This is a genomic window from Bacillus sp. FSL K6-6540, assembly GCF_038007545.1.
Genome location: NZ_JBBOXH010000001.1, coordinates 5,661,923 through 5,683,795, shown reverse-complemented (window position 1 = coordinate 5,683,795; position 21,873 = coordinate 5,661,923). Strand labels below are relative to the sequence as shown.

Genomic DNA, 21,873 nt, shown 5'->3' with positions numbered 1-21,873 from the left:
AAATAAAAGGAACTTTGACATCAACTTTTCCGGCCATTTATTCGTCTGAGGTTATGGAAGAGTTGGAATCTTATTACAGGAGCTGAAGGCATGAAAAAGATATGGGCAGTGCTGTTCATGACAGCCATTTGTACCTTGACCGCATGCGCCGATTCGGAGAATAGGAAGGTCGAACCCCCGCCCGTTTCGAGCTTGGAGCCGGCCCCTGACGTAAAGGAGGACCAACCCTTGGTGATCCGGAATGTGGCTGCCTTACAGGAAGGGACCTTTGCATTTTCCGACGAAACGGGGCATAGGCTGCTCGTTAATCCGGATGCCGCGATTCAGGATGAAGAAGCCTCGCTGATTGCCATCGGCCAGGGCGGCGAGCCGCTTCCGGTCCAATATGCGGGTGAGCAGCAAGCGACGGAAGAAGATAACGGCAGGCAAACTTCGCAGAATTTCAGCCATCAGGCCGGGCAGCTGTACGAGGTGACGGAGGGGACGGCCGCCCCGAATGCAACGTACTTCATCATTCCAAAGCACCATGTTCCGAAAGAGGCGCTGTTGACCATCCAGCCGGCCAAGCCGGAGCAGGCCGATGGACAAGTACTGCAGGAGATCAAGGACAGCAAGGGGAGAGCGGTAGAGCAGGCATGGCCGCTTATTCAGCTTCCGGAGGGAGAGTCCCTCTATCTGGTGCAGTTCGTCAGAGAAGGTGACGATATGCTGGCCAGCTTGGCGCTGAAACGCGAGAGCGGCTGGCTGTATTACGATTATCCGGCGAAGTACGATCCGAGCTCGACGTGGAGAGTGGATGACCAAGGAGAGGTGCGGCCGGACATGTTCTCGTTTCTGTTTGCGGCAGAATCGGAGCTTGGTCTTGTGTTGGGCGTGCAGTGGATGGGCGCGGAAGGTGAGAATGTTTCGCTTCTGTCCGTATCGGACGATGCGATTACGGATCTCGGGCTGGAATATGGAAGATATATGTCCCCCTGATCCTTCGATGGAGCCGAGTTATTACGAAAAAAGATCGAAGCCCGCCTTTAGCGATGGTTTCGATCTTTTTTTATCTAACGATAAGTTCGGCTTTACTTCGAAATATCAATAAATCCTTCCCCGAACACGTCACGTACGTCGTGGATGGTAACAAAGGCGTTTTTATCCTCGGCACGGACGATTTTTTTGAGCATGGACACTTCCTGTTTGCTGATGACGATGTAGAGCACGTCTTTGGTCTGACCGGTGTAATATCCGTACCCCCGGAGCACGGTCACCCCACGGTCCATAATCTCCGTCACCCGAATGGCAATGCGGTCATGATGTGTCGAGATGATGGTAACGGCTTTTTTGGGATTCAAGCCCTCAATGATGAATTCCATTGCCTTGGTGCCGATGTAGAGGATGACCACGGTGAACATCACCTTCTCGATTCCGATCACGAAGACGGACAGTCCGGCCACGATCAGGTCAAAGAACAGCAGGGCATAACTGATATTCCAATCCCAATATTTATTGGCCAGACGAGCCAGTATCACCGTGCCTGCCGTCGTTCCGCCCACCCGGACGATGAGTCCGATCCCGACGCCGGCGAACAGTCCGGCGAAAATGGCGTTGATTACCGGCTCATCCGATGCGATGCGCCAATTCTCCGTCAAGTGCAGGAACAGGGAATGAAAGGCGACGGCAATGATGGTATATACCGTCGTTTTTTTATCCAGCAGCTTGTAGCCAATCATCAGCAATATCCCGTTAATCACAATGCCGACCAACGCCGGCGACCATTGCAGCACATAAAACAGAATGATCGATATCCCGGTCACACCGCCTTCGCCAAAATCGTTGGGAATGACGAATAAATTGACCGCCAGCGCAAAAATAAATGCCCCGATGAGCAGCATGATCATATCAAACGCTCTTTTTTTCATACGATATACCTCCATGACTTTCAACAAGCTCACAAAAAAAGCGATTAAAGGAAAAACTCATCCTTTAATCGCTTTATGCAAACATAGGTTGCGCAGCTCTTTTGATATACTCATTATAATAATCTTCACATGGAATGTAAATGATTTTTAATTTTCATAAGTTTGCAGGTCGTCGCTAATGCCCTGCATTCCAGCCCCCCTATCCAGGAGGGGCTTTTTTATGATGTTTGAAATCGAGCGGAGAACGGGAATAGGAGCGCAACATTTCAAAATGGGGGCTGTGATAAAACTGAAAGGGAAAGAAGAAGAGGAGATGATGAGAACATGAAAACATGGAATGGAACAACGGCTTTGGTTACGGGCTCCAGCCGGGGCATCGGACGTGCCATCGCGAACCGATTGGCGAAGGAAGGAGCCATGGTCGCCGTTCACTACGGCAAGAACCGGGTGGCTGCGGAAGAGGTGGTCCGCGAGATTGCGCAGGCCGGAGGGGAGGCTTTTGCGGTTGGGGCGGACCTCCGCTCCTTGGAGGGGGTAAATGCCCTGTTCGAGTCGCTGGATGAGGCGTTGAACGACCGGACGGGCAGCACGCAAATGGACATCCTGGTTAACAACGCAGGGATCGGCTTGGTGGAGACCATCGAGGAAACCACGGAGCAGAGCTTTGACGAAGTGATGCATATTAACCTGAAAACGCCGTTCTTCCTGATTCAGCAAGCTCTTCCCCGCCTTCGGGACAATGGGCGCATCATCAATTTATCGTCTGCGGTCACCCGGATTTCCCTGCCCAATATTCCGGCGTACACGATGACGAAGGGGGCCATTAATGCGCTGACGCTCTCCTTGTCGAGCCAGCTGGCATCCCGCGGAATCACGATCAATGCGATACTGCCCGGATTTGTAGCTACCGACATGAATGCCGGAATGCTGCAGGATCCTGACTCGTATCGGTTCGGGGCCGGCTATTCGATGTTCGGAAGGTGGGGGGAGCCGGCGGATATTGCGGATATCGCGGCGTTTCTGGCTTCTCCGGACAGCCGCTGGATCACCGGTCAATGCATTGATGCCAGCGGAGGAACCCATCTGTGACCGCCGCCGTTGCCGCAAATCCATGAACATAGAAAGCACCTGATTCCCGCGGCATGATTTCATTTTCCAGTATTTCCTTTATAATGTTTGAAGAAGTTGCGAGGAAGGAAGTATTGGGACGGAGGCAGGCGAAGATGTGGAATATCGATTTTGAGCACGCGTACGACATACGCGCGGGCGCCACCGAAGAACAAATTGCCCGTTTTGTTATGGAGTGGAATGCAGGGCTTTCCGTGCAGGAGATGGATGAAATCAAGGGGAGGCAAGTGAATCCTTTTCACAAAAGCTCCCCCTTTTACGATCAATATGTTCCGCTGGATCCTGCAGGCTGGAAGCTGCCTCAGCGAAACTTACCCGCAAGCTACTTGGATTTATTAAAGTATTCCAACGGCGGGGAATTTCAACAGGGAGCACGTCTTTTCCAGTTCTTTAACACGGATGACCTGAGGGAGATGAACCTGGCCTACGAGCTACCGGAGTATATGCCTGGTGCGGTGTCGTTTGCGATGGATGGAAGCGGAAACCATTATATGTTCGATATGAGGGAAGCGCCGACAAACGGCGAATATGCGATTTTGTTCGCCCATTCCGGCAACCTGGGGTATGAAGACTGCGAGCGTGTTGCGGATTCTTTGCCTGCGCTATGCACGGAGACTTGGGAGCTGTATTGAGCGTATCATGAGAGCTGGCAGGGGATCGTATAGCCTTGGAGCAAGAGCCCACGCGTAACGCGTGGGCTCTTGCATTTAGCGTTCGGCCGACGACGTATCGGATCTCGTGCGGACGAGGGAGCAAAAGGCAAAAGCCTAGACAGTACAACGCCCCGTGCCTAAATGCAAATCTAAAACGGAAGAATTGGCGGAATGGCTCTCCAAGAGGAAATGATGCATAGCAGAGCGCATCCCCGGGAGGAGAGTCAGGAGCCCATTTGCCTGCGATTCTGTTATAATGCTCGTTAGATAGATTACTACCCCCCTTATTTTCAAACAAAAGGTGAACTTTCAATGCTTTCATTTACTAGACTAACCAAATGCAAACCCCCGATCCCGTAATTCCTTTGCCGGCAAACTAGAGATTTTTGAAACGATAAGGGGGAGTTTGGCTGTGCAAAGAAAAATCTCAAAACCGTCACTGCTGTTGTTGATTGTCCTTGTGGGTTTCCCGCAAATAAGCGAAACGATATATACGCCTTCATTACCGGATATCGCCCATCATTTAGGGGCGAGCAATAATGCGATCCAGCTTACGCTCAGCATTTACTTTTTGGGCTTTGCCTTTGGCGTGTATTGCTGGGGGAGGCTGTCCGATTCCATCGGACGGCGCCCCGCCATGCTGTGGGGCATCCTGGTTTATGGGTTGGGCAGCCTGGGCTGCTATCTGTCGGGTTCGGTCGAATGGTTATTGGTCAGCCGGTTCATACAGGCTTTTGGTGCCAGCACGGGCTCTGTCGTCACGCAAACGATTTTGCGCGAGACCGTAGACGGAGCCAAACGCCATGCGGTGTTTGCCCAGATTTCGGCGGCGCTGGCGTTTACTCCTGCGATGGGGCCGCTGATTGGCGGATGGGTAGATCAATCGCTCGGCTTCCGGGCGGTTTTCTTCACGCTGGTAATATTGAGCGCAGCCGTATTGACCTACACCTGGATTTCCCTGCCCGAGACCAGAGTACAGGCCGCCTCGAGGATTAACACGTTCTCGGTGGTCAAGCGTCTGCTCTTCGATCGCAGAGTATGGGGATTCGGTTTTCTTATTGGAGCGACCAACGGCATTTTGTTCAGTTATTATGCGGAGGCGCCCTTTATTTTTATTGAATTTTTTCAGATGAGACCTGCTGCGTTCGGCTTCTTCGGAATCTTTGTGGCGATGTCCTCGATTTTCGGCGCGCTGCTGTCGAAAAGGCTGCTGACCCGGCTCAAGGCAGAGCGCATTATCTTGCTCGGCACGTTCATTACGTCGGTGGGGGCCCTTTGCTTCACGGGCTTTGCCCTTAGCGGGATCAAAGCCACCGTGACGGATTTGGTGTTGATGGTATCCTGTATTTTTATTATTCTGCTCGGCATCGGAATGGCCATTCCCAACTGCCTCAGCCTGGCGCTGATCCATTACGGAGACGTGCTCGGGACGGCAGGGGCCATCTTCGGATTGGGTTATTACGTTGTCGTCAGCCTGATAACGAGCGGGATGAGCTTTCTTCACGACGGTTCGTTAGTCGCCATGCCTTTGTATTTTCTTGGGCTGGCCGCGGTCATGGTCTTCGTGAGCGGGATGCTCGCCCGTCAAGCACGAAGCAGCTCAATAGAAAAGCATTAAACTAAACAAGTCGCAGAGTGCCGGCGGTTATGCCGGTACCCTGCGACTGTTTGACGTTGTCCGATCGGGAAGTTTTAGTTCATTGCGCTGCCTCGTCGGCAGATGGACCGTAGATGCCCGGCACCGGAATATCGAGAAGCCGCAGATATACCCCTAGCTGAGCCCGATGATGAACCATGTGGCTGAAGCCGAAGGTGCGGAGCGCAATCGCCCGCGGCGCGCGGAGGATGATATGGTCGCCGTGGCGCAGCGTCCATTCGTCGCCGAGCGTTTTCTCGTCGCATTCGGCGAGCAGCTGCTCCAACTTGCCCACGTTCGCGTCGAATTCCTCCAGAACGTCTGCTCGTTTTTCCAAAGCCTCCCGTCGCAGCGGCACACTCGAAAGATCGAACTCCGGATACTGAAAAATCGCGATTTGCCAGTTGAGCAGGTTAATCAGGTGCGTGGCCAACCCGCCGAGCGTCATCGATTTCTCGTGCGGCTTCCACGACATATGCTCTTCGGGCAAGCGTTCCAGAACGCGGCGCGTATGAGCCAGCTCCTGCGCTGCATCGCCGATGATCAGTTGTTTTACCATAATAATCCTCTCCCCTCATATGGCTTAGCATACTATATTTTCCGGTTGGGAGGGAAGCTCTCTTTGGCTTATGATCTAGTAGAGTTTTTAGAATTGCATTGAAGCTGTCCTCTTCGTCGACACGAAGAAGGACGGCTTCTTCTCTTCCGTTGAAGTGGAAGATTTGCCCATATTTTGGTACTATGTTAACTAGATTTAAGGCGGAGTGGAGGCTCCCAGATCAGTTCAAAGAATGGAGGCGAACGAAATGAGCGAGCCGTGGGCTGCATCGATGAGCGGTGCTCCCTGGAGCACGGACAAAATGCATAGTGCCGTTAAACAGCTGAGAAACCGTGCAACCATCGGTTTTGTTGTCGGGGCAGACGATGCGGAAGATCTGCTGAAGCTGGACGAGCAGGTGTTTTCCAAGCGTCCGGACTTGATACTGCATATTTATCATGCAGAAGCGAACGGAAGATATACCGATGAATTTCTGAAGACGCTCGGGGGATTGAAGTTTGTTGCTGCTTTGCATCTGGATCTGAAACAGCGGCAGGATTTAACTAGGCTGGGTGCGATGGATCGAATGGAGTTTCTTAAGCTGCGCTCGCCCAAAACGCAAAGCCTCGATTTTATCCGCAACTACAAGTTTCTAAAATACCTGGAGCTCAGCGGTAAATTCGATGATCTAGCGCCGATTACCGACTGCATTCGCCTGGATACGCTGGTCCTGAACTGCTCCATCGATCAACTGGATTTTGTCGTGGATTTGCCCTTAATGAAGTATCTGGCCTTAGACGGCTGTACATTGAACGGTTCGCTTAACGTGTTGGCCGATTCGAATGTAAGCATGCTGAGGTTGTCCTCCGTCCGCAAACTGGTGAATATTGATGACCTGGCGGCATTGGATCATCTGGCCTTTCTGCACTTGTCGCTGCCGAAAGTCGAGCGCTTGTGCGATTTCTCGCATATGCGTAATCTTCGGCAGCTTGAACTGGATTACATGAAATCCTTGCAGGAGATCGGGAATCTGTGGACTGCGGACCGGTTGGAGGTTCTAATGCTGAAGGAGATTTCTACAAGGATCAAGGCGGAAGCCTTGGGCGGCTTAACAACAATGGAGTGCCTGCGTCAGCTCGACTTCCGGTTTATCGATTCCGGCAAGGGCCGAATTGCTGCTCTCCGCAAGCGGATGGCGGAAGCGGGCAAAGAGTCTCTGCTCTACGAGAATATCCCTGAGGAGAACCGGATACGCTCGATGGCTCTTGAGCATCTGTCAGGAATTTTAATGTAGGAAAGAATGCAGAAGATCAACATAATTAATGAAAAGCCCGCTACCATAGCGGGCTTTTCCCGATTTCAACCTAGTGATTCCGTCCCGGTCGCCACCGGGTTCTCCTCATAACTGATCCAATCGCTCCAGCTGCCCGCGTACAGCTTTACGTTGCCGTACCCGGCTTCCTCCAGGGCTAGCACGTTCGGACAAGCGGTGACGCCGGAGCCGCAGTATACAATGATTTCGGCATCTTGCGGGATGTCCGAGAAATATTCGCGGATCGCTTCCGCATCCTTCCAATGTCCGGAATCATCCAGGACGCCTTTCCAGAAATAGTTCACAGCACCCGGAATATGCCCGGCTTTGGTGTCCATGGGCTCCTCCAATCCGGCATATCTGCGCGGCTCGCGGGAATCGATGAGCGTTTTGCTTCCCTGCTGCGACGCCTTGCGTACTTCATCGACGCGGACCAATTTGTCGGGCTTAAGGTGGATGTCATATGTAACCGGAATGACGACCGGCTGTTCGTCCGTTACCGGATACGAAGCGTTCTTCCAAGCCGTAAACCCTTCATCCAATACATAAGCCTGCTCGTGGCCGGTATATTTCAGCAGCCACCATAGTCGGCTGGCCATGGCTCCGCCCTGGTCGTCGTAGATCACGACGCGGCTGCTGCTTTGAATGCCGGACTGGCCAAGACGTTGTGCGAGGCGATCCAGGTCGGGCAGGGGATGGCGACCGCCATGCTCGGTAATGGGGGAGGAGAGGTCCTTCTCCAGGTCGAGGTAAACCGCCCGCGGAATATGCGATTCCTCGTATAAGGCTCGGCCGCTTTCCGGCTTGCCGAGGGCAAAACGGCAGTCGACGATGACCAGATCCGGTTCATAGAGTCTAGCCAGCAGCCATTTCATTGTCACGATATTGTTCATATGAGGACACCGCCTTCTATTAAGAAATGATGAGATTAAGTATCCGAATTATATCATATTGCTGCTTGCGAATACGTATATAACTAAAAAGTCGACCTGTCTCATAGAATGATGAGATCAGGCCGACGATATGAGAATGAATGATGGCAAGAATCAGGACAAACCGCTTATTTCTTGATGGCTTGAAGCAGCATGGACGTGTAGGCCTCGGCACCTTCCGGCTCCAGATGGACGCCGTCGGACCGGAAGTATTCCGGATGATCCTTACTGGCTGAATACCAATCTACCAGCGTAACTTTCGGGTTCCGTTCGGCTGCTTTGGCGAGCATGCCGTTAACGTTCTGTTCCCAATCGCGCGGAACGCGCGTATTGATAAGCAGAATCTGTTTGGCCGAATCCAGAGGGCCCAGAAGGGAATCGAGATCCTTTTGCGAGAAGGCCCCGTTGGTTCCGAGCCCGATGATGACAATGCCGCCGTCAATCCGATTTTGGGATTTCAGGGCCGGAATCAGCTCATCGGCCTGACGCATTTGGCGGCCAATCACCGCATCGACGTGAATGCCGGGCAGCGATTTTTCGAGATAAGGGGAGACCCCGAGCATAACCGAATCCCCGATGGCCGTGATGGCGGACTTGGTTACCGGTGGCTGCTCCGGCTTCGTCGTCGGCTTGGCAGGATCGTTCTTGCCGCCGGGAGTTCCGCTTGCCGGGTCCTTGGATGGATCCGGCTTATCGACCTGATCCCCATTCGGCTCGCCAGTCTTATCGTCATCCGGTTGATCCGGAATCGATTTCCCGGAGTCAGCCTTATCCATAGGATCGCTTTCTCCGCCGGTTTGCTTGTCTTGGACGTCTTGGTTGTTCTCTGCCGCTTGGTCCGGCACTTCGTTCTCATCAGCACCGGCGTCGTTATTTCCAGAGTCCGTCGCTCCATCCGAAAGCGGAGCCTTAGCCCCCTCATCCCTGGAATTCGGCTCCTTCACCGTATCCGGTTGTTTCGATGGCTCTACGGCTGGAGGCGCTGCGTTGTCTCCGTTCGTGTCGACCGGTTGCGGCGGTTCGGCCGTAGCAGACTCGGTGCTTGGAGTCTGAGCCGCTTCCTCCGGAGCAGGGTCATCGATGTTCAGCATGGCAGAGATATCGCCCACCGTTCTTGCAGAGGACACGCTGCTCATCATCCCCGAACAGAATATGCCGATCAGCATAAGAGAGCTCAGGGACACGATCCAGCCTCTTAACGAAATCGAAGCCGGGCGGCGGCGAAGCGAGCGGGCTTTAAGCCATAATTTTTTAAGCCCGCCATGCCGTATCGGTTCTTCGACATACTTCCAGGATAGCGCGGCCAGCAGAACGCTTGCGGTGATTTGCAGCGCAGTCTGAAGCAAACTGAGATCGCTAGCGCCGGAATCAGGCGAGGTCAGGATCATGACCGGGTAATGCCATAAGTAGATGCCATAGGAACGAACGCCGATCCACAGCAGCGGCTTCCAGCTTAACAAGCGGCTGATGGAAGCCACAGGATGGGCCAGCACCGCTACGAGCACGGCAGCGGCCAAGGAAAAGAGGAACATGCCTCCTTGATACAGGAATGCGTCGTAACGGTCCACCTGCCACATCATGTATAGAATGATTAGCAGTGCCCCGGCACCCGTCATGTTGAGTCTATAGCGGATGCCTCTTGAAGCGCGGGAGGACAGTTTCCAGCTGGGCCATACGATGGCCAGCCCCGCTCCGATCAGCAGGCCGAACGCCCGGGTATCCGTACCGTAGTAGACCCGGCTTGGATCGTCGCCCGGCTGATAGATCACGGCCATGAGCAGCGCGGAAATCGCGGCACCGGCGGCAATGAACCCAAAGAGCTGCCCTCGGCGGGGAAACAGCTTGAGCGCCGCCAGCATGATAACCGGCCACAGCAGGTAGAACTGTTCTTCCACCGCTAGCGACCAGAAATGCCCCAGCGGAGAAGGCGGGCCAAACGATTCAAAATAGGATTGCTGCTGAAAAATAAACTGCCAGTTGCTTATGTACGTAACCGCTCCGAGCACTTCGCTTCGAAGCGTAGCCAATCTTGACCGGTCGAACAGCGTTGCCCATACCACAAGGATGAACAGCATGAGCAGCATCGCCGGCAGGAGACGTCGGAATCTCCGTATCCAAAAATCTTTGAGATCAATCCGTCTATGATGATGCCATTGCGAAGCCAAAATATCCGTAATGAGGTAACCGGACAATACGAAGAATAAACTTACCCCCAGAAACCCGCCGCCTGCAAAGCCAAAATTCCAGTGGTAGCCCATCACTCCGATCAATGCGAGGGCCCGCAGTCCGTCAAGACCAGGCATGTAACGTGAATGGGGTTTATCGGATATCGGCACGGAAGATCACTCCTCTCGAGGGATCTGCGCTCATGCCGCCCTGTAACAGCCGCTGCGATAATATGTAGGACATATTCTCAAACGTCTGGGTGCTGGATAGTCGATGTGTCATTTGGAACATGGTAAACCTTCCCTTTCCTTTATAGGAGGATATTTCATATGCAGGAGACGTTATCGAATCCTGTAATATCCTGCAACAAGATGTCATAGCTAATACTACCATCCTTGGAAAAACAGAAGGTGACAAAAAAATGAACCTACGGCTACATTGTGATGTCAATAATAAGACAGATTTTTCATTTGAAATGACAAGCCGTTAGGCTTGACATATCCATTATTCGGCAATGGGCTGTTAGCCGTATCGCTGGAGGCCATAAGAAAGAGGAGGTCCCTGCCTCCTCCAGTGTCCAGGTCATCCGATATTTATTTTTTTTCTTTCACTTATCGACTTTAGAATCAGGTAGCGGCTCCTTGCCGTTTCCGAAAAAAGGTCTTGAGCGCCTCGTACACTTCCCCTTTGTCTTTTATGACATGGTACATGAATTGGTCCAGCTTGATATTTTTATACGCCGACATCAGCGTGCTGCTGCGATTGTATTGATTGACCTCGCCGTAACCGAACATGTTGCTCACCTTCAGCAGCTCCCCGATGAGTTTGACGCAGCGTTCATTATCGGATGTGAGATTATCGCCGTCCGAGAAATGGAAGGGATAGATGTTGTATTTGGAAGGAGGATACCGGTGATGAATGATATCCAGCGCCTTCTGATACGCGGATGAACATATCGTACCGCCGCTTTCGCCGCGCGTGAAGAACTCCTCTTCGGTTACTTCCTTCGCTTCGGTATGGTGGGCGATAAACACGATTTCCACCTTCTCGTACTGCTTGCGGAGGAAACGGGTCATCCAGAAGAAAAAGCTGCGCGCGCAGTATTTCTCGAAGGAACCCATGGAACCGGAAGTGTCCATCATGGCGATGATGACCGCATTGGATTCCGGTATGACGGTGTCGTCCCAGGTTTTGTAGCGCAGGTCGTCCGGACTGATGCCGTGGATGCCGGGCTTGCCGTCCCTCGCATTGCGGCGCAGATTCTCCAGGATGGTGCGTTTCTTATCGATGTTGGACATGATGCCTTTTTTACGGATGTCGTTGAACACGATGGACTCCGTCTCGATCTGCTCTTTATCCTTGGGCTGCAGCAGCGGGAGCTCCAGCTCCTCAAACAGCATATTCTCCAGCTCTTCCAGGCTGACCTCGGTTTCCACAATATCCTGTCCCGCCTGGTCACCGGCCGATTCTCCTTTTCCGGGCTGGGCCGCTGAAGGGTCGCGTCCAAGGACGTCCCCAACCTGACTGTCACCGTCGCCTTGACCGACATGCTTTTGCTTCTGGTAATTGTAGATGAAACGGTATTCGTCAAGGCTTCGGATCGGAACTTTAATGATCTGCTTTCCGTCGGACAAAATAATGTTTTCCTCAGTAATAAGGTCGGGCAGGTTGCGTTTGATCACTTCGCGGATTTTATGCTGGTGACGTACCTGATCCTGATAGCCTTTGCGGTGCAGCGACCAGTCTTCACGGGATACGACAAACGACAGAGCGTCTTCATTTTGCACGGACAGTCACCTCCCAAGTGTAGCCTTGACACGGTTGCCGTCTTTTCGGCTGTAGTATCTCATTATATTCGGGAGAAAGAGCGATATGTGAGTGTGAATCCGTGTTTGCCATGAAAAAGACACTTAACCTGAAATGGATCAGGCAAGTGTCCTGGTACGTAATCCTTATGCGCTTAATACGAATAGGAAAAGGGCGCCGATGGTGACGATGACTACGCCGTTCACGATGGTGGCGATGACGGCGACGGCACGCTTGCGTGTCTTAGAGAAGCAGCCGACAATGCCAAGCGCCAGGCCGACGATATTGATGATCATCACGAGAATGAAAACGGCCGCCAGCGTGGTCATCGCTTCAAGCGTTTCCTGAGTCGGCTCCAGGATCGGCCCGTTTTCCGTCATGTAAGGTTCAATCATCGTGGTGCCGAGCGCGCCGAGCAGAATATAACCAAGCAGCGTCACGATCGACAGAATGAATGATGCGATGCCGAAGCGGGAGTTCTTTCTGTCCTCGGGAGGAATGAAGGTGGTTTTAGGTCGCTTGGGCGAATCTTGCCCCTCGGATGGGGAGGAAGGTGATTGTTGATCCATGTACATAATCGCTCCTAACTTGAGATTCATTCTTAATGGGTCCATGCAGGGTTTCCAAATAAAAGACATCCTTATTAATCTTTCACAAAATGGCCCTGAAATCAAGTCCAAAGCGCTTACACGCCGGTGGAAAAGCGTACGCGAATCCGTTAAACTTAACATGATTACATATGGACACGGGTGTCCGCTGACAAAAAGGGGTTGAAATAAACATGAGTCGTGCTTTCATCGCATGGGGCTCGATCCTGATGGCATTGTCCGTCGCCATTGGAGCATTCGGCGCCCATATGCTGGAGGATATCATTACGCCGGACGAGCTTGCCACCTATGAGACGGGCGTCCACTATCATATGATACACGGACTGGCGGTCCTGATTACGGGGATTGTGGCCAAGGTGCTGGGCGAATCCCGGAAGCTGTTTTGGGCGGGGGCTTTATTCATCGCGGGAACCGTTATTTTTTCCGGCAGTCTCTACGTGTTAAGTATATCCGGCATCAAATGGCTAGGGGCGATTACGCCGATCGGCGGTGTATCCTTTATCGCAGGCTGGCTGATCCTGATGTCCTCGGCGCTGTCCCGTAAAAACTAGTACTCAAAAAAAAGAACGGCTTCACCGATCCCTGATAAAGGGCGGCGATGCCGTTTTTACATACCTATGGTATGCTGCCGACTCAGCTCACGCTGAACTCGTCGATTTCATTGAGTTTGAAGGTATATACCTGCTTCTCATCGACATGATAGACGTTGACCAGGAAATTGCTTTCGTCATAGTTGAGTATGCGGCAGGGGAGACTTGTCTGCTTACCATGGCGGTTGGTTGTCAGGCGAACAAGGCGATTGTCCTTACTGTATACTTTAATCCATTCAAAGGGATCATTTCCGGCGAGTGGAGTTTGGACAGGAGGTGCGCTTGCAGCGATCTTTTTTTCCGGCGAGGATATCGCAGGCGGAGCAGGTTTCTCATGCTGAGTCGTGGAAGAAGCCATCTTCCGGGAGGCATTGCTAATAACGGAATCTTTCTTGGCTTGGACCAAGGTGTTGATAATTTCTCCAAGTTCCATTCCGGACTTAATCCGGAAATCGACGACTTCGGCCTTGTCGTTCAGCATTTCCAGCAAATATTGCAAAGCCAGTGCGTTGGAGGGACTCTTGACCAGAATATCAACGTTGAATAAAAAGCCGTTATCATCGGTGACAGGAATTGTGTTCATAGCTTTTATCATTCACCAGCTTTCACAGGTTTTCTTCTGAATCAAATATACCATAATTTTCGAATTTTCATAGTCCTAATGTCACGGATATTTCATTTTTATTCTATTAAATCGAGAGACGTTCGCACCATAAACATAAGGCGCCCTTGCGCAATATCAGAGACATTCGCACCATGTCGGTTCAAAGAGAATAAACATAATTCTAAGCCGATGTGAGGGGAGGTTTGTTTATATTGGTGACTTTACTGCCGATCGAGATTGAAGGACATACCGTTATGGGCGTCGAGGTCAAACTTCCGAAAACAACGCTGCTGGCTGTATACACTTCCCGCGGTTATATTATGTGCGGTGCCCTCGATGTGGGCCTACTAAACGAACAGCTTGCAGACCGCAAGATTATTGCCGGGAGAGCCGTTGGGGTTCGCACATTGGAGCAGCTGCTGGAGGCACCGCTGGAATCGGTAACCTTGGAGGCGGAGAAGTGGGGCATTCATCCCGGCCTTGCCGGCAAGGATGCGATCCTGCGGATGATCTGAGCCCAGCAGGCTTAAGCGGTACAAGAGTGATTCCGGTGCGGATCGCTCTTTTTTTAATGAGATAAGCGATGCTTTTGCTCAGCTTCACAGGGAAAAAATGCGCCGAAACGCCATCAAAGAGAACAAACGGACAATCGGCGGGGGCCTTTTGTCCGTTTGTTCGTTGATGGCGTGAAATCTTGCAGCGACTTACTCGAACAAGCTTTTCAAGCTCTCTTCGTAAGGTGCTTGCACGACGCCTTTTTCCGTTATGATCGCCGTCACGTATTCGTTCGGCGTAATGTCGAAGGCAGGGTTGTACACTTTAACGCCTTGCGGCGCGGTGCGCTTGCCGAAACCTTCCGTGATTTCTTCCGCCGGCCGCTCCTCGATCGGAATATCGGCACCCGTCTTCGTATTCAGGTCGATCGTGGACAACGGGCACGCCACATAAAAAGGTATGCCATGGGCTTTCGCCAGAACCGCGACCCCATACGTACCGATTTTGTTGGCGACATCTCCGTTTGCGGCTACGCGATCCGTACCGACGATAACCGCTTGTATCCAACCTTTGGACATGACCATGGCGGCCATGTTGTCAGCCAGCAGCGTGACGTCGATGCCGGCCTGCTGGAGTTCAAAGGCGGTTAGGCGGGCACCTTGCAGAACGGGTCTCGTCTCATCCGCGAACACCTTGATGTTCAGGCCCTGCTCATGGGCCAGATACATTGGCGCCAGGGCGGTCCCGTATTTGGCGGTCGCCAATCCCCCCGCATTACAGTGGGTGAGCACGCCCATGCCGTCCCGGAAGAACGGCAGCGCGTTCTCGCCGATGCGGCGGCATACATCCTCGTCCTCGGCCCGGATGGCCTCGGCTTCGGCGAGCAGCGCCGCGTTCAGACCGGCCGTGTCGAGATCCGAAGCCGCCAGCTTCTCGGCTGCAAGCTTGATGCGGTCCAGCGCCCAGAACAGATTGACGGCCGTCGGTCTGGACGTTGCGAGATAAGCGCAGGTTTTTGCGACTTGCTGAAGCCAATCCTCGCGACCATCGGCTTCCACCTGCATTCCCCCGAGAACGGCGCCGAATGCTGCCGCGATGCCGATCGCCGGTGCGCCGCGGACTTTCATGGAGTGAATCCCTTCCCAGACTTCCTCTGGTGTATAGAGCTTAAGATAGACGATCTCTTCCGGGAGCAAGCGCTGATCCAGAAGGACCAGATGGTCTCCTCCCCAGTAAACCGAGCTTAGCGGTTCATAGGTGCTGGTATTGCCGGTAGTCATACCGCTCATATCGATACCTCATTTCCTTTGGATGCTTGCGTGATCAAGTTCAGTATGTCCTCGAAGGACTTGATGCTGCGGTGATGGCGCACGAGATTTTTGCCGATGGCGAGCGCTTTGCGCTGTGCGGTCTCTCTGGCCTTATCGTCCGCTATGGTATCGATGTCCGCAACATGGGACAATCCGACGATGCGCCGAATCATTTTGCAGCCCGCGAATCCTGCGGCATCCTTCAAAATCTGCGACACATAATGGTCCTGATAGCCTGGCGTGCGGGACATCTCGTCCAAGAGATCAGCGTTCCACAGCGAGCGGAAGTTGTTCTCGAAGTGGTTCCAAACGCTGCTTGCCATCTCGAGGAGTCGGGCTTCCCGGGCGGCCAGCGTCTGCTCGTCCCCGCTCCAGCCCGGCTGTGCCGCGTAGTTGAGCAGGAGGTTGCCGATCACCGCGCCGATATCGAATCCCATCGGGCCGAAATAAGCGAATTCCGGATCGATCACCTTGGTGGATTCCGGCGTGACGAAGATGCTGCCTGTATGCAGATCCCCGTGGAGCAGAGCTTGCGCATGGGTCAGAAACTTATGGCGCAGCAGCGCGACTTCGAAGTGAAGCGGCAGGTCGGCGCGAAGGGCTTCCGCTTCATCGGCAATGCTCTGTTCATAGTTGTTGTTGGCGGATTCGCGGTATGGATCCTCAAAGATTAAGTCCTCGGTAATTTTGCATAGATCCGGATTAACGAAACGGCCGGCAAGTTCCTTCTTCTTCTGCTGGTTCATGCCCAGATCCGACGTATAGAACAGGGTTCTGGCCAAAAACCGGCCGATATGCTCCGCGAACTTCGGATAGGCGATGCCTTCGATAAGGCCTTTGCGCATGATGGTGTATTCGCTTAAGTCTTCCATCACGGTGTAGGCGAGCTCATCCGAATAGCCGTATACTTTTGGCACGAGGTCAGGGCACAGGGAGTACTCCGTCTCCAGGGCGAGACGCTCGATGCGCGCGCGGTCGAGAGACAGCGGCCAGGATTCGCCTACGACTTTTGCATAAGGAACAGCTTGCTTGATAATGATACTATCAGCCGTATTTTTGGCGGTGACATGAAACACCAGATTGAGATTGCCGTCGCCGATTTCGCGGCATTCGAGTTCGGCATGGTCCGGGAACCGGCCCGGTATACTTTTAGCTAATTGTATCGCTTCGTCCGCGTTCAGCGGATGATATGCAGACATGGATGGTCACCCCCAAATATAATAGAAGAAAAACAAAGCCAACTTTTTTGCTTGGTATTACCTAGTATAACGTTTTTTCGCGAATTTTGTATAATTTTTTGGCAAGTCTCAAGGTTAGCCGAACCTGATTCGCTTCGCAGTCCTGAGGGTAAACTACAAATAGACGCCCAAGCACAGGATGTACTCATATATTAATGAAGGAATAGCATTAGCAGATGGTTCCAGTTACAATGGGGATACACCGATCTGCCGAATATTCCTTTGACGCAGTACAGGGTGCATTTCATATAGAAAAGGAAGGGATAAACCATGGCAAAAACTACATCTGGCAAAGCTGCAGGAAAAACGAAAAACGCAAGTCTGGAGCAATTGCTCAATCAGCAGGTTGCGAACTTCAACGTGCTCTACGTCAAACTTCACAACTATCACTGGTATGTAACCGGAGAGCAGTTCTACTCCCTTCATGTTAAATTCGAAGAGCTGTATGACGAAATCACGCTTAAAATGGATGAGGTTGCGGAGCGCCTGCTTTCGATCAAAGGCAAGCCGGCTGCAACGATGAAAGAATATCTGGAGCTTGCGACCGTTCAGGAGGCCTCCGGCAACGAGGATACCCGCGGCATGGTACAGGCCTTGGTCGAGGACTTTGCTACTGTATCCGAGGAATTGGCGGAAGGCATCGAAATGGCCGAGGAAGCCGGAGATGCGCCGACAGCGGACATGTTCACCGGGTTCAAGGCCGATCTTGAGAAGCATATGTGGATGCTGCGCTCTTACCTTGGATAAAGCGTGATTCCAATAGAATGATTCCCAATTCATACCGTATATTCGCTGCAGCTGAGACTCGTTAACGAGTCCTTATAGCTCTTGGTGCCCCTGACACCGTCTGACGACGCGCGGTTGACGCCGTTGCCTAGATGCCGTGACCGACACGGGGAGCCTCAGCATATACGGCGGATGAAAAGGGCAGAATGAAACAGGCTTGGCCGGTTAATCGGCCAAGCCTGTTTTTAATGGTTACAGTTGTCCGAATGTTGTCTCCAAAAGGCTTGTCCGGTTGAAATACGTCATTTTTTATTATAAAATGGCTTGAGAATCATTGATAATCAGTTTAGAATGATTATAAATAAAGAATCACTTTTTATTTTATGAAATCAGGGCGTACAATCCTGTTATCATATGGGACAACAAATACACTACCTATTCAACGGAGGGAATCTAATATGTCAACCAAGTTTGTCATTGAAGGATTGAAAGCAACAATCGAAGGCAAGGAGATCCTGAAGGGGATCAACCTTGAGATGAAGGGCGGAGAAGTTCATGCCATCATGGGACCAAACGGAACGGGTAAAAGTACGTTGGCTTCCGCGTTGATGGGTCATCCTAAATATGAAGTAACCGAAGGTAAAGTATTCCTCGACGATGAAGACGTGCTGGAGATGGAAGTAGACGAGCGCGCACGCGCAGGTCTGTTCCTGGCCATGCAATATCCGAGCGAAATCGCCGGCGTGACAAACTCCGATTTCCTGCGCAGCTCCATCAATGCACGCCGCGGCGAAGGCAACGAGATTTCCCTGATCAAGTTCATTCGTCAAATGGAAGGCAAAATGAAAGAGCTCGAGATGAATCCCGAGTTTGCTCACCGTTACCTGAACGAAGGCTTCTCCGGCGGTGAGAAGAAGCGTAATGAAATTCTGCAAATGATGATGCTGGATCCGAAAATCGTCGTGCTTGACGAAATCGACTCCGGTCTGGATATCGATGCTTTGAGAATCGTGGCGAACGGTGTAAATGCCATGAAGTCCGAAGAGCGCGGTTTCTTGATCATTACCCACTACCAGCGTTTGCTTAACTATATCACGCCAGATTACGTTCACGTTATGATGCAAGGGCGCATCGTGAAATCCGGCGGCCCTGAGCTGGCTGAGCGTCTGGAAGCGGAAGGTTACGACTGGATCAAGGAAGAGCTGGGCATTACCGATGAAACTGTAGGTCAAGACGCGTAAATAGACGGGAGGAGGAAACGATATGACTACACAAACCATTCTTCCGGTCAACGCTGAGGCTCTGAAGGCATTGTCCGAAAGTAAACAGGAGCCGGCCTGGCTTACAGACAGCCGTCTGGCAGCCCTGGAACTGGCCGGCCAGTTGGAACTGCCCAAGCTGGAGAAACAACGCATCGAGCGTTGGAACATCCACAGCTACGGTGAATATAAAGAGAGCAATAAACTCGCTTCCCTTGACGAATTGCCTGAGCATGTGGCCAAACTTGTCGAAGGCTCGAGAGAAGGCGGTTTGGTTATTCAACGCAATTCCGGAACCGTATATGCAAGCCTGGCACCGGAACTCGCAGCCAAAGGCGTGATTTTCACCGATTTGGAAACAGCGGTTAAAGAACACGCGGATTTGGTTAAACCTTATCTGCACCAAGCGCTTAAGAGCGATGAGCACGCCATGGCCGCTCTGCATGCTGCCGTATGGAACGGCGGAGTATTCCTCTACGTTCCCAAGAATGTGGAGGTCGATGTTCCGCTGCAAGCGGTCATGCTGACCGACGATGCTGAAGCCACGTTTGCTCCGCATGTGCTGGTTGTAGCCGAAGCGAACAGTCAGATTACTTATGTAGACAACTACGTATCGGATTCCCTGGCTGCGGCGGTAACCCATAACGGCGTGGTGGAAGTGTTTGCTAAGAACGGCGCGAAGGTGCGTTACGCATCCGTTCACCAATTGGCCGGAGAAGCAACGGATGTCACATTCCGCCGCGCGGTGCTTGACAACGACGCTTCGATCGAGTGGATCGTCGGCGAGATGAACGATGGCGATACAGCCAGCGACACCATGAGCATTCTGAAGGGCAACGGCTCGACATCCGATGCAAAAATCATTGCGGTAGGTTCCGGATCCCAGAAGATCAACTACACCACGCAAGCGAAGCATTTCGGCAAGAGCTCCGCATCCCAGATGATCACCCGTGCGGTCATGCGCGAAGAAGCACAAGCCATCATCAACGGCATTACCAAGATCGAGAAGGGTGCGACGAAGGCGGACGGACAGCAGACCGAACGCGTTCTGATGCTCAGCCCGAAAGCCCGCGGCGACGCGAACCCGATTCTGTTGATCGACGAGGACGACGTAACGGCCGGTCACGCAGCGTCCGTAGGACAAGTGAACCGGGAGCAAATTTACTACCTGATGTCCCGCGGCATCTCCCGTTCCGTTGCAGAATCCCTGATTATTTACGGCTTCTTGGCTCCGGTTGTCAGCGAAATTCCGCTTGAGGGACTTCGCGACCAGCTGCAGGGGCTCGTTGAAAGGAAGCTGGGACAATGATCGCCTCCGTCCGTGAGCAATTTCCCATTCTTCACCAGGAGATCAACGGACATCCGCTGGTATATCTCGACAATGCCGCGACATCGCAAAAGCCGCAGGTGGTCATAGATGCCGTCAAGCGGTACTACGAATGGGAGAACTCCAATGTGCACCGCGGAGTTCATACGCTCGGCAGCCGTGCTACCGATGCTTATGAAGGAGCCAGGGAGAAGGTTGCCCGTTTCATAAATGCCGAGAGTTCGGAGCAGATTATATTCACCCGCGGAACGACGACGGCCCTGAATCTGGTGGCTTCATCCTACGCACGCTCCGTTTGCGGTCCTGGAGATGAAATCGTCCTGACGGAAATGGAGCATCACAGCAATCTCATTCCGTGGCAGCAGGCGGCCATCGCCGTCGGCGCTACGCTGAAATATATTCCTCTGCAGCCTGACGGCACGATCCGTGTCGAAGATGTAGAGGCACTGGTGACCGAACGGACGAAAGTCGTAGCCATCGCATACGTGTCCAACGTCATGGGCGTCGTGCATCCCGTTAAACAAATCGCGGAAATCGCGCATCGGCACGGTGCCGTTATCGTGGTGGACGGTGCGCAAAGCACGCCGCACATGAAAGTGGACGTTCAGGACCTGGACTGCGATTTCTACGCTTTGTCCGGACACAAGATGTGTGCTCCAACAGGTATCGGCGCATTATACGGCAAGAAGGCGCTGCTGGAATCAATGGAGCCGATCGAATTCGGCGGAGAGATGATCAATGACGTCGGGTTGTACGAATCGAACTGGAAGGAGCTCCCTTGGAAGTTTGAGGGCGGCACGCCCATCATTGCAGGAGCTGTCGGACTTGGCGCCGCGATCGATTTCCTGGAGGAAATCGGAATGGACGCCATCGAACGGCATGAGGCTCAGCTTGCGAACTACGCCATGGACCGGATCTCCGAGATCGAAGGCATCTCCATTTACGGTCCTCGTAAGCGTAAAGTGGGCCTTATCACATTCAATCTTGGAGACGTTCATCCGCATGACGTGGCAACCGTTCTGGATGCCCAGGGGATTGCGATTCGTGCAGGACATCATTGCTGTCAACCGCTTATGCGTTGGTTAAAAGTATCTTCCACGGCACGCGCGAGCTTTTATCTGTATAATACAGAAGAGGACGTTGATCGATTAGTTAGCGCCTTAATCCAGACAAAGGAGTATTTTGGCGATGCAACTTGACGATTTGTACAGACGTGTCATCATGGATCATTATAAGAACCCCCGCAATCGCGGCAAGTTTGAAGAAGATGCGGTAACCATCGATTTGAACAATCCGACTTGCGGAGATCGCATTTCCTTGCAGCTTAAGGTAGAGAACGGCGTGGTCGCCGATGCCAAATATACGGGGGAAGGCTGCTCCATCAGCATGTCTTCCGCTTCGATGATGACGGACGCCGTAAAAGGAAGAACGCTGGACGAAGCCATCAGTTTGGCGGACCGCTTTTCTTCCCTTATGAAAGGCGATGAAGTGGATTTTGACGAGTACGAGGATATTGAAGCCCTATCCGGTGTTAACAAGTTTCCTGCACGCATTAAATGCGCAACACTTGCGTGGAACGCACTCCGAAAAGGAATTGACGCGAAGTAAGCGAATGAACAGATCGATAGGGAGGTAAGT

General features: G+C 52.5%; 21 protein-coding genes. 12 read left to right on the top strand and 9 right to left on the bottom strand.

Translation table 11 applies throughout. The features are described from left to right. Positions 1-90: 90 nt before the first annotated feature. Complete coding sequence (locus tag MHH82_RS25225) at positions 91-978, top strand: hypothetical protein (protein ID WP_340968374.1); 888 nt, start codon at positions 91-93, stop codon at positions 976-978. A gap of 92 nt (positions 979-1,070) precedes the next feature. Here the strand turns inward: MHH82_RS25225 and MHH82_RS25220 are convergent, their stop codons facing one another. After that, positions 1,071-1,907, bottom strand: a complete 837-nt coding sequence (locus tag MHH82_RS25220) for a YitT family protein (protein ID WP_015737033.1) — start codon at positions 1,905-1,907, stop codon at positions 1,071-1,073. 324 nt (positions 1,908-2,231) lie between these two features. On the opposite strand from MHH82_RS25220, the gene MHH82_RS25215 reads away from it, so the two are divergent. The 3 genes from MHH82_RS25215 to MHH82_RS25205 all read left to right on the top strand — a co-directional run bounded on the left by MHH82_RS25215 (position 2,232) and on the right by MHH82_RS25205 (position 5,306). Beyond that, positions 2,232-2,996 (top strand): SDR family oxidoreductase, encoded by a 765-nt coding sequence (locus MHH82_RS25215; protein ID WP_340968373.1) that lies wholly within the window; start codon positions 2,232-2,234, stop codon positions 2,994-2,996. Between the two features lie 134 nt (positions 2,997-3,130). Then, complete coding sequence (locus tag MHH82_RS25210) at positions 3,131-3,667, top strand: SMI1/KNR4 family protein (RefSeq protein ID WP_340968371.1); 537 nt, start codon at positions 3,131-3,133, stop codon at positions 3,665-3,667. Between the two features lie 433 nt (positions 3,668-4,100). Continuing rightward, positions 4,101-5,306: a multidrug effflux MFS transporter gene (locus tag MHH82_RS25205; RefSeq protein ID WP_340968370.1), complete on the top strand. Its 1,206-nt coding sequence runs from the start codon at positions 4,101-4,103 to the stop codon at positions 5,304-5,306. Positions 5,307-5,385: 79 nt separating this feature from the next. Here MHH82_RS25205 and MHH82_RS25200 read toward each other — a convergent pair whose 3' ends face one another. Next, positions 5,386-5,883 (bottom strand): DinB family protein, encoded by a 498-nt coding sequence (locus MHH82_RS25200; RefSeq protein WP_036659852.1) that lies wholly within the window; start codon positions 5,881-5,883, stop codon positions 5,386-5,388. Positions 5,884-6,130: 247 nt separating this feature from the next. On the opposite strand from MHH82_RS25200, the gene MHH82_RS25195 reads away from it, so the two are divergent. Beyond that, on the top strand, positions 6,131-7,156 hold the full coding sequence (locus MHH82_RS25195; protein WP_340968368.1) for a hypothetical protein: 1,026 nt from the start codon (positions 6,131-6,133) through the stop codon (positions 7,154-7,156). A 65-nt stretch (positions 7,157-7,221) separates the two neighbouring features. Here the strand turns inward: MHH82_RS25195 and MHH82_RS25190 are convergent, their stop codons facing one another. From MHH82_RS25190 to MHH82_RS25175, 4 genes are all read right to left on the bottom strand, one after another. Next, positions 7,222-8,067, bottom strand: a complete 846-nt coding sequence (locus tag MHH82_RS25190; protein WP_340968367.1) for a sulfurtransferase — start codon at positions 8,065-8,067, stop codon at positions 7,222-7,224. A gap of 167 nt (positions 8,068-8,234) precedes the next feature. Continuing rightward, the gene (locus tag MHH82_RS25185; RefSeq protein WP_340968366.1) at positions 8,235-10,442 is read right to left on the bottom strand and encodes an acyltransferase family protein; all 2,208 of its coding nucleotides are present in this window, start codon (positions 10,440-10,442) and stop codon (positions 8,235-8,237) included. 456 nt (positions 10,443-10,898) lie between these two features. Next, positions 10,899-12,059 (bottom strand): sporulation protein YhbH, encoded by a 1,161-nt coding sequence (gene yhbH, locus MHH82_RS25180; protein WP_009595852.1) that lies wholly within the window; start codon positions 12,057-12,059, stop codon positions 10,899-10,901. Between the two features lie 165 nt (positions 12,060-12,224). Further along, positions 12,225-12,647 carry a hypothetical protein gene (locus tag MHH82_RS25175; RefSeq protein ID WP_228468856.1) on the bottom strand — a complete coding sequence of 141 codons (423 nt, stop codon included), beginning with the start codon at positions 12,645-12,647 and terminating at the stop codon, positions 12,225-12,227. 212 nt (positions 12,648-12,859) lie between these two features. Between MHH82_RS25175 and MHH82_RS25170 the strand changes: the two genes are divergently transcribed. After that, positions 12,860-13,237 carry a DUF423 domain-containing protein gene (locus tag MHH82_RS25170; protein WP_009595784.1) on the top strand — a complete coding sequence of 126 codons (378 nt, stop codon included), beginning with the start codon at positions 12,860-12,862 and terminating at the stop codon, positions 13,235-13,237. Positions 13,238-13,319: 82 nt separating this feature from the next. Here MHH82_RS25170 and MHH82_RS25165 read toward each other — a convergent pair whose 3' ends face one another. Then, entirely contained in the window at positions 13,320-13,859 is a 540-nt protein-coding gene (locus MHH82_RS25165; RefSeq protein WP_235201615.1) for a hypothetical protein, read from the bottom strand. A gap of 233 nt (positions 13,860-14,092) precedes the next feature. Here MHH82_RS25165 and MHH82_RS25160 point away from each other — a divergent pair, with 233 nt between their 5' ends. Next, a complete protein-coding gene (locus MHH82_RS25160; RefSeq protein ID WP_009595810.1) occupies positions 14,093-14,395 on the top strand; it encodes a YunC family protein in 303 nt (100 codons plus the stop codon). Positions 14,396-14,584: 189 nt separating this feature from the next. On the opposite strand, the gene mtnA is transcribed toward MHH82_RS25160, so the two are convergent. Beyond that, a complete protein-coding gene (gene mtnA / locus MHH82_RS25155; RefSeq protein ID WP_251498124.1) occupies positions 14,585-15,664 on the bottom strand; it encodes an S-methyl-5-thioribose-1-phosphate isomerase in 1,080 nt (359 codons plus the stop codon). Beyond that, positions 15,661-16,884: an S-methyl-5-thioribose kinase gene (mtnK, locus tag MHH82_RS25150; protein WP_251498122.1), complete on the bottom strand. Its 1,224-nt coding sequence runs from the start codon at positions 16,882-16,884 to the stop codon at positions 15,661-15,663. The genes mtnA and mtnK overlap by 4 nt, the downstream gene beginning before the upstream one ends. 309 nt (positions 16,885-17,193) lie before the next feature. Here mtnK and MHH82_RS25145 point away from each other — a divergent pair, with 309 nt between their 5' ends. The 5 genes from MHH82_RS25145 (at position 17,194) to sufU (ending at position 21,843) form a co-directional block, all read left to right on the top strand. After that, a complete protein-coding gene (locus tag MHH82_RS25145; RefSeq protein ID WP_009595811.1) occupies positions 17,194-17,670 on the top strand; it encodes a Dps family protein in 477 nt (158 codons plus the stop codon). Positions 17,671-18,107: 437 nt separating this feature from the next. Then, positions 18,108-18,890: a Fe-S cluster assembly ATPase SufC gene (sufC, locus tag MHH82_RS25140; RefSeq protein WP_015737018.1), complete on the top strand. Its 783-nt coding sequence runs from the start codon at positions 18,108-18,110 to the stop codon at positions 18,888-18,890. 22 nt (positions 18,891-18,912) lie between these two features. Continuing rightward, a complete protein-coding gene (gene sufD / locus MHH82_RS25135) occupies positions 18,913-20,217 on the top strand; it encodes a Fe-S cluster assembly protein SufD (RefSeq protein ID WP_036659837.1) in 1,305 nt (434 codons plus the stop codon). Beyond that, positions 20,214-21,434, top strand: a complete 1,221-nt coding sequence (locus MHH82_RS25130) for a cysteine desulfurase (protein ID WP_015737016.1) — start codon at positions 20,214-20,216, stop codon at positions 21,432-21,434. The genes sufD and MHH82_RS25130 overlap by 4 nt, the downstream gene beginning before the upstream one ends. Next, positions 21,424-21,843, top strand: a complete 420-nt coding sequence (gene sufU, locus MHH82_RS25125) for a Fe-S cluster assembly sulfur transfer protein SufU (RefSeq protein ID WP_015737015.1) — start codon at positions 21,424-21,426, stop codon at positions 21,841-21,843. The genes MHH82_RS25130 and sufU overlap by 11 nt, the downstream gene beginning before the upstream one ends. Positions 21,844-21,873: the final 30 nt, after the last annotated feature.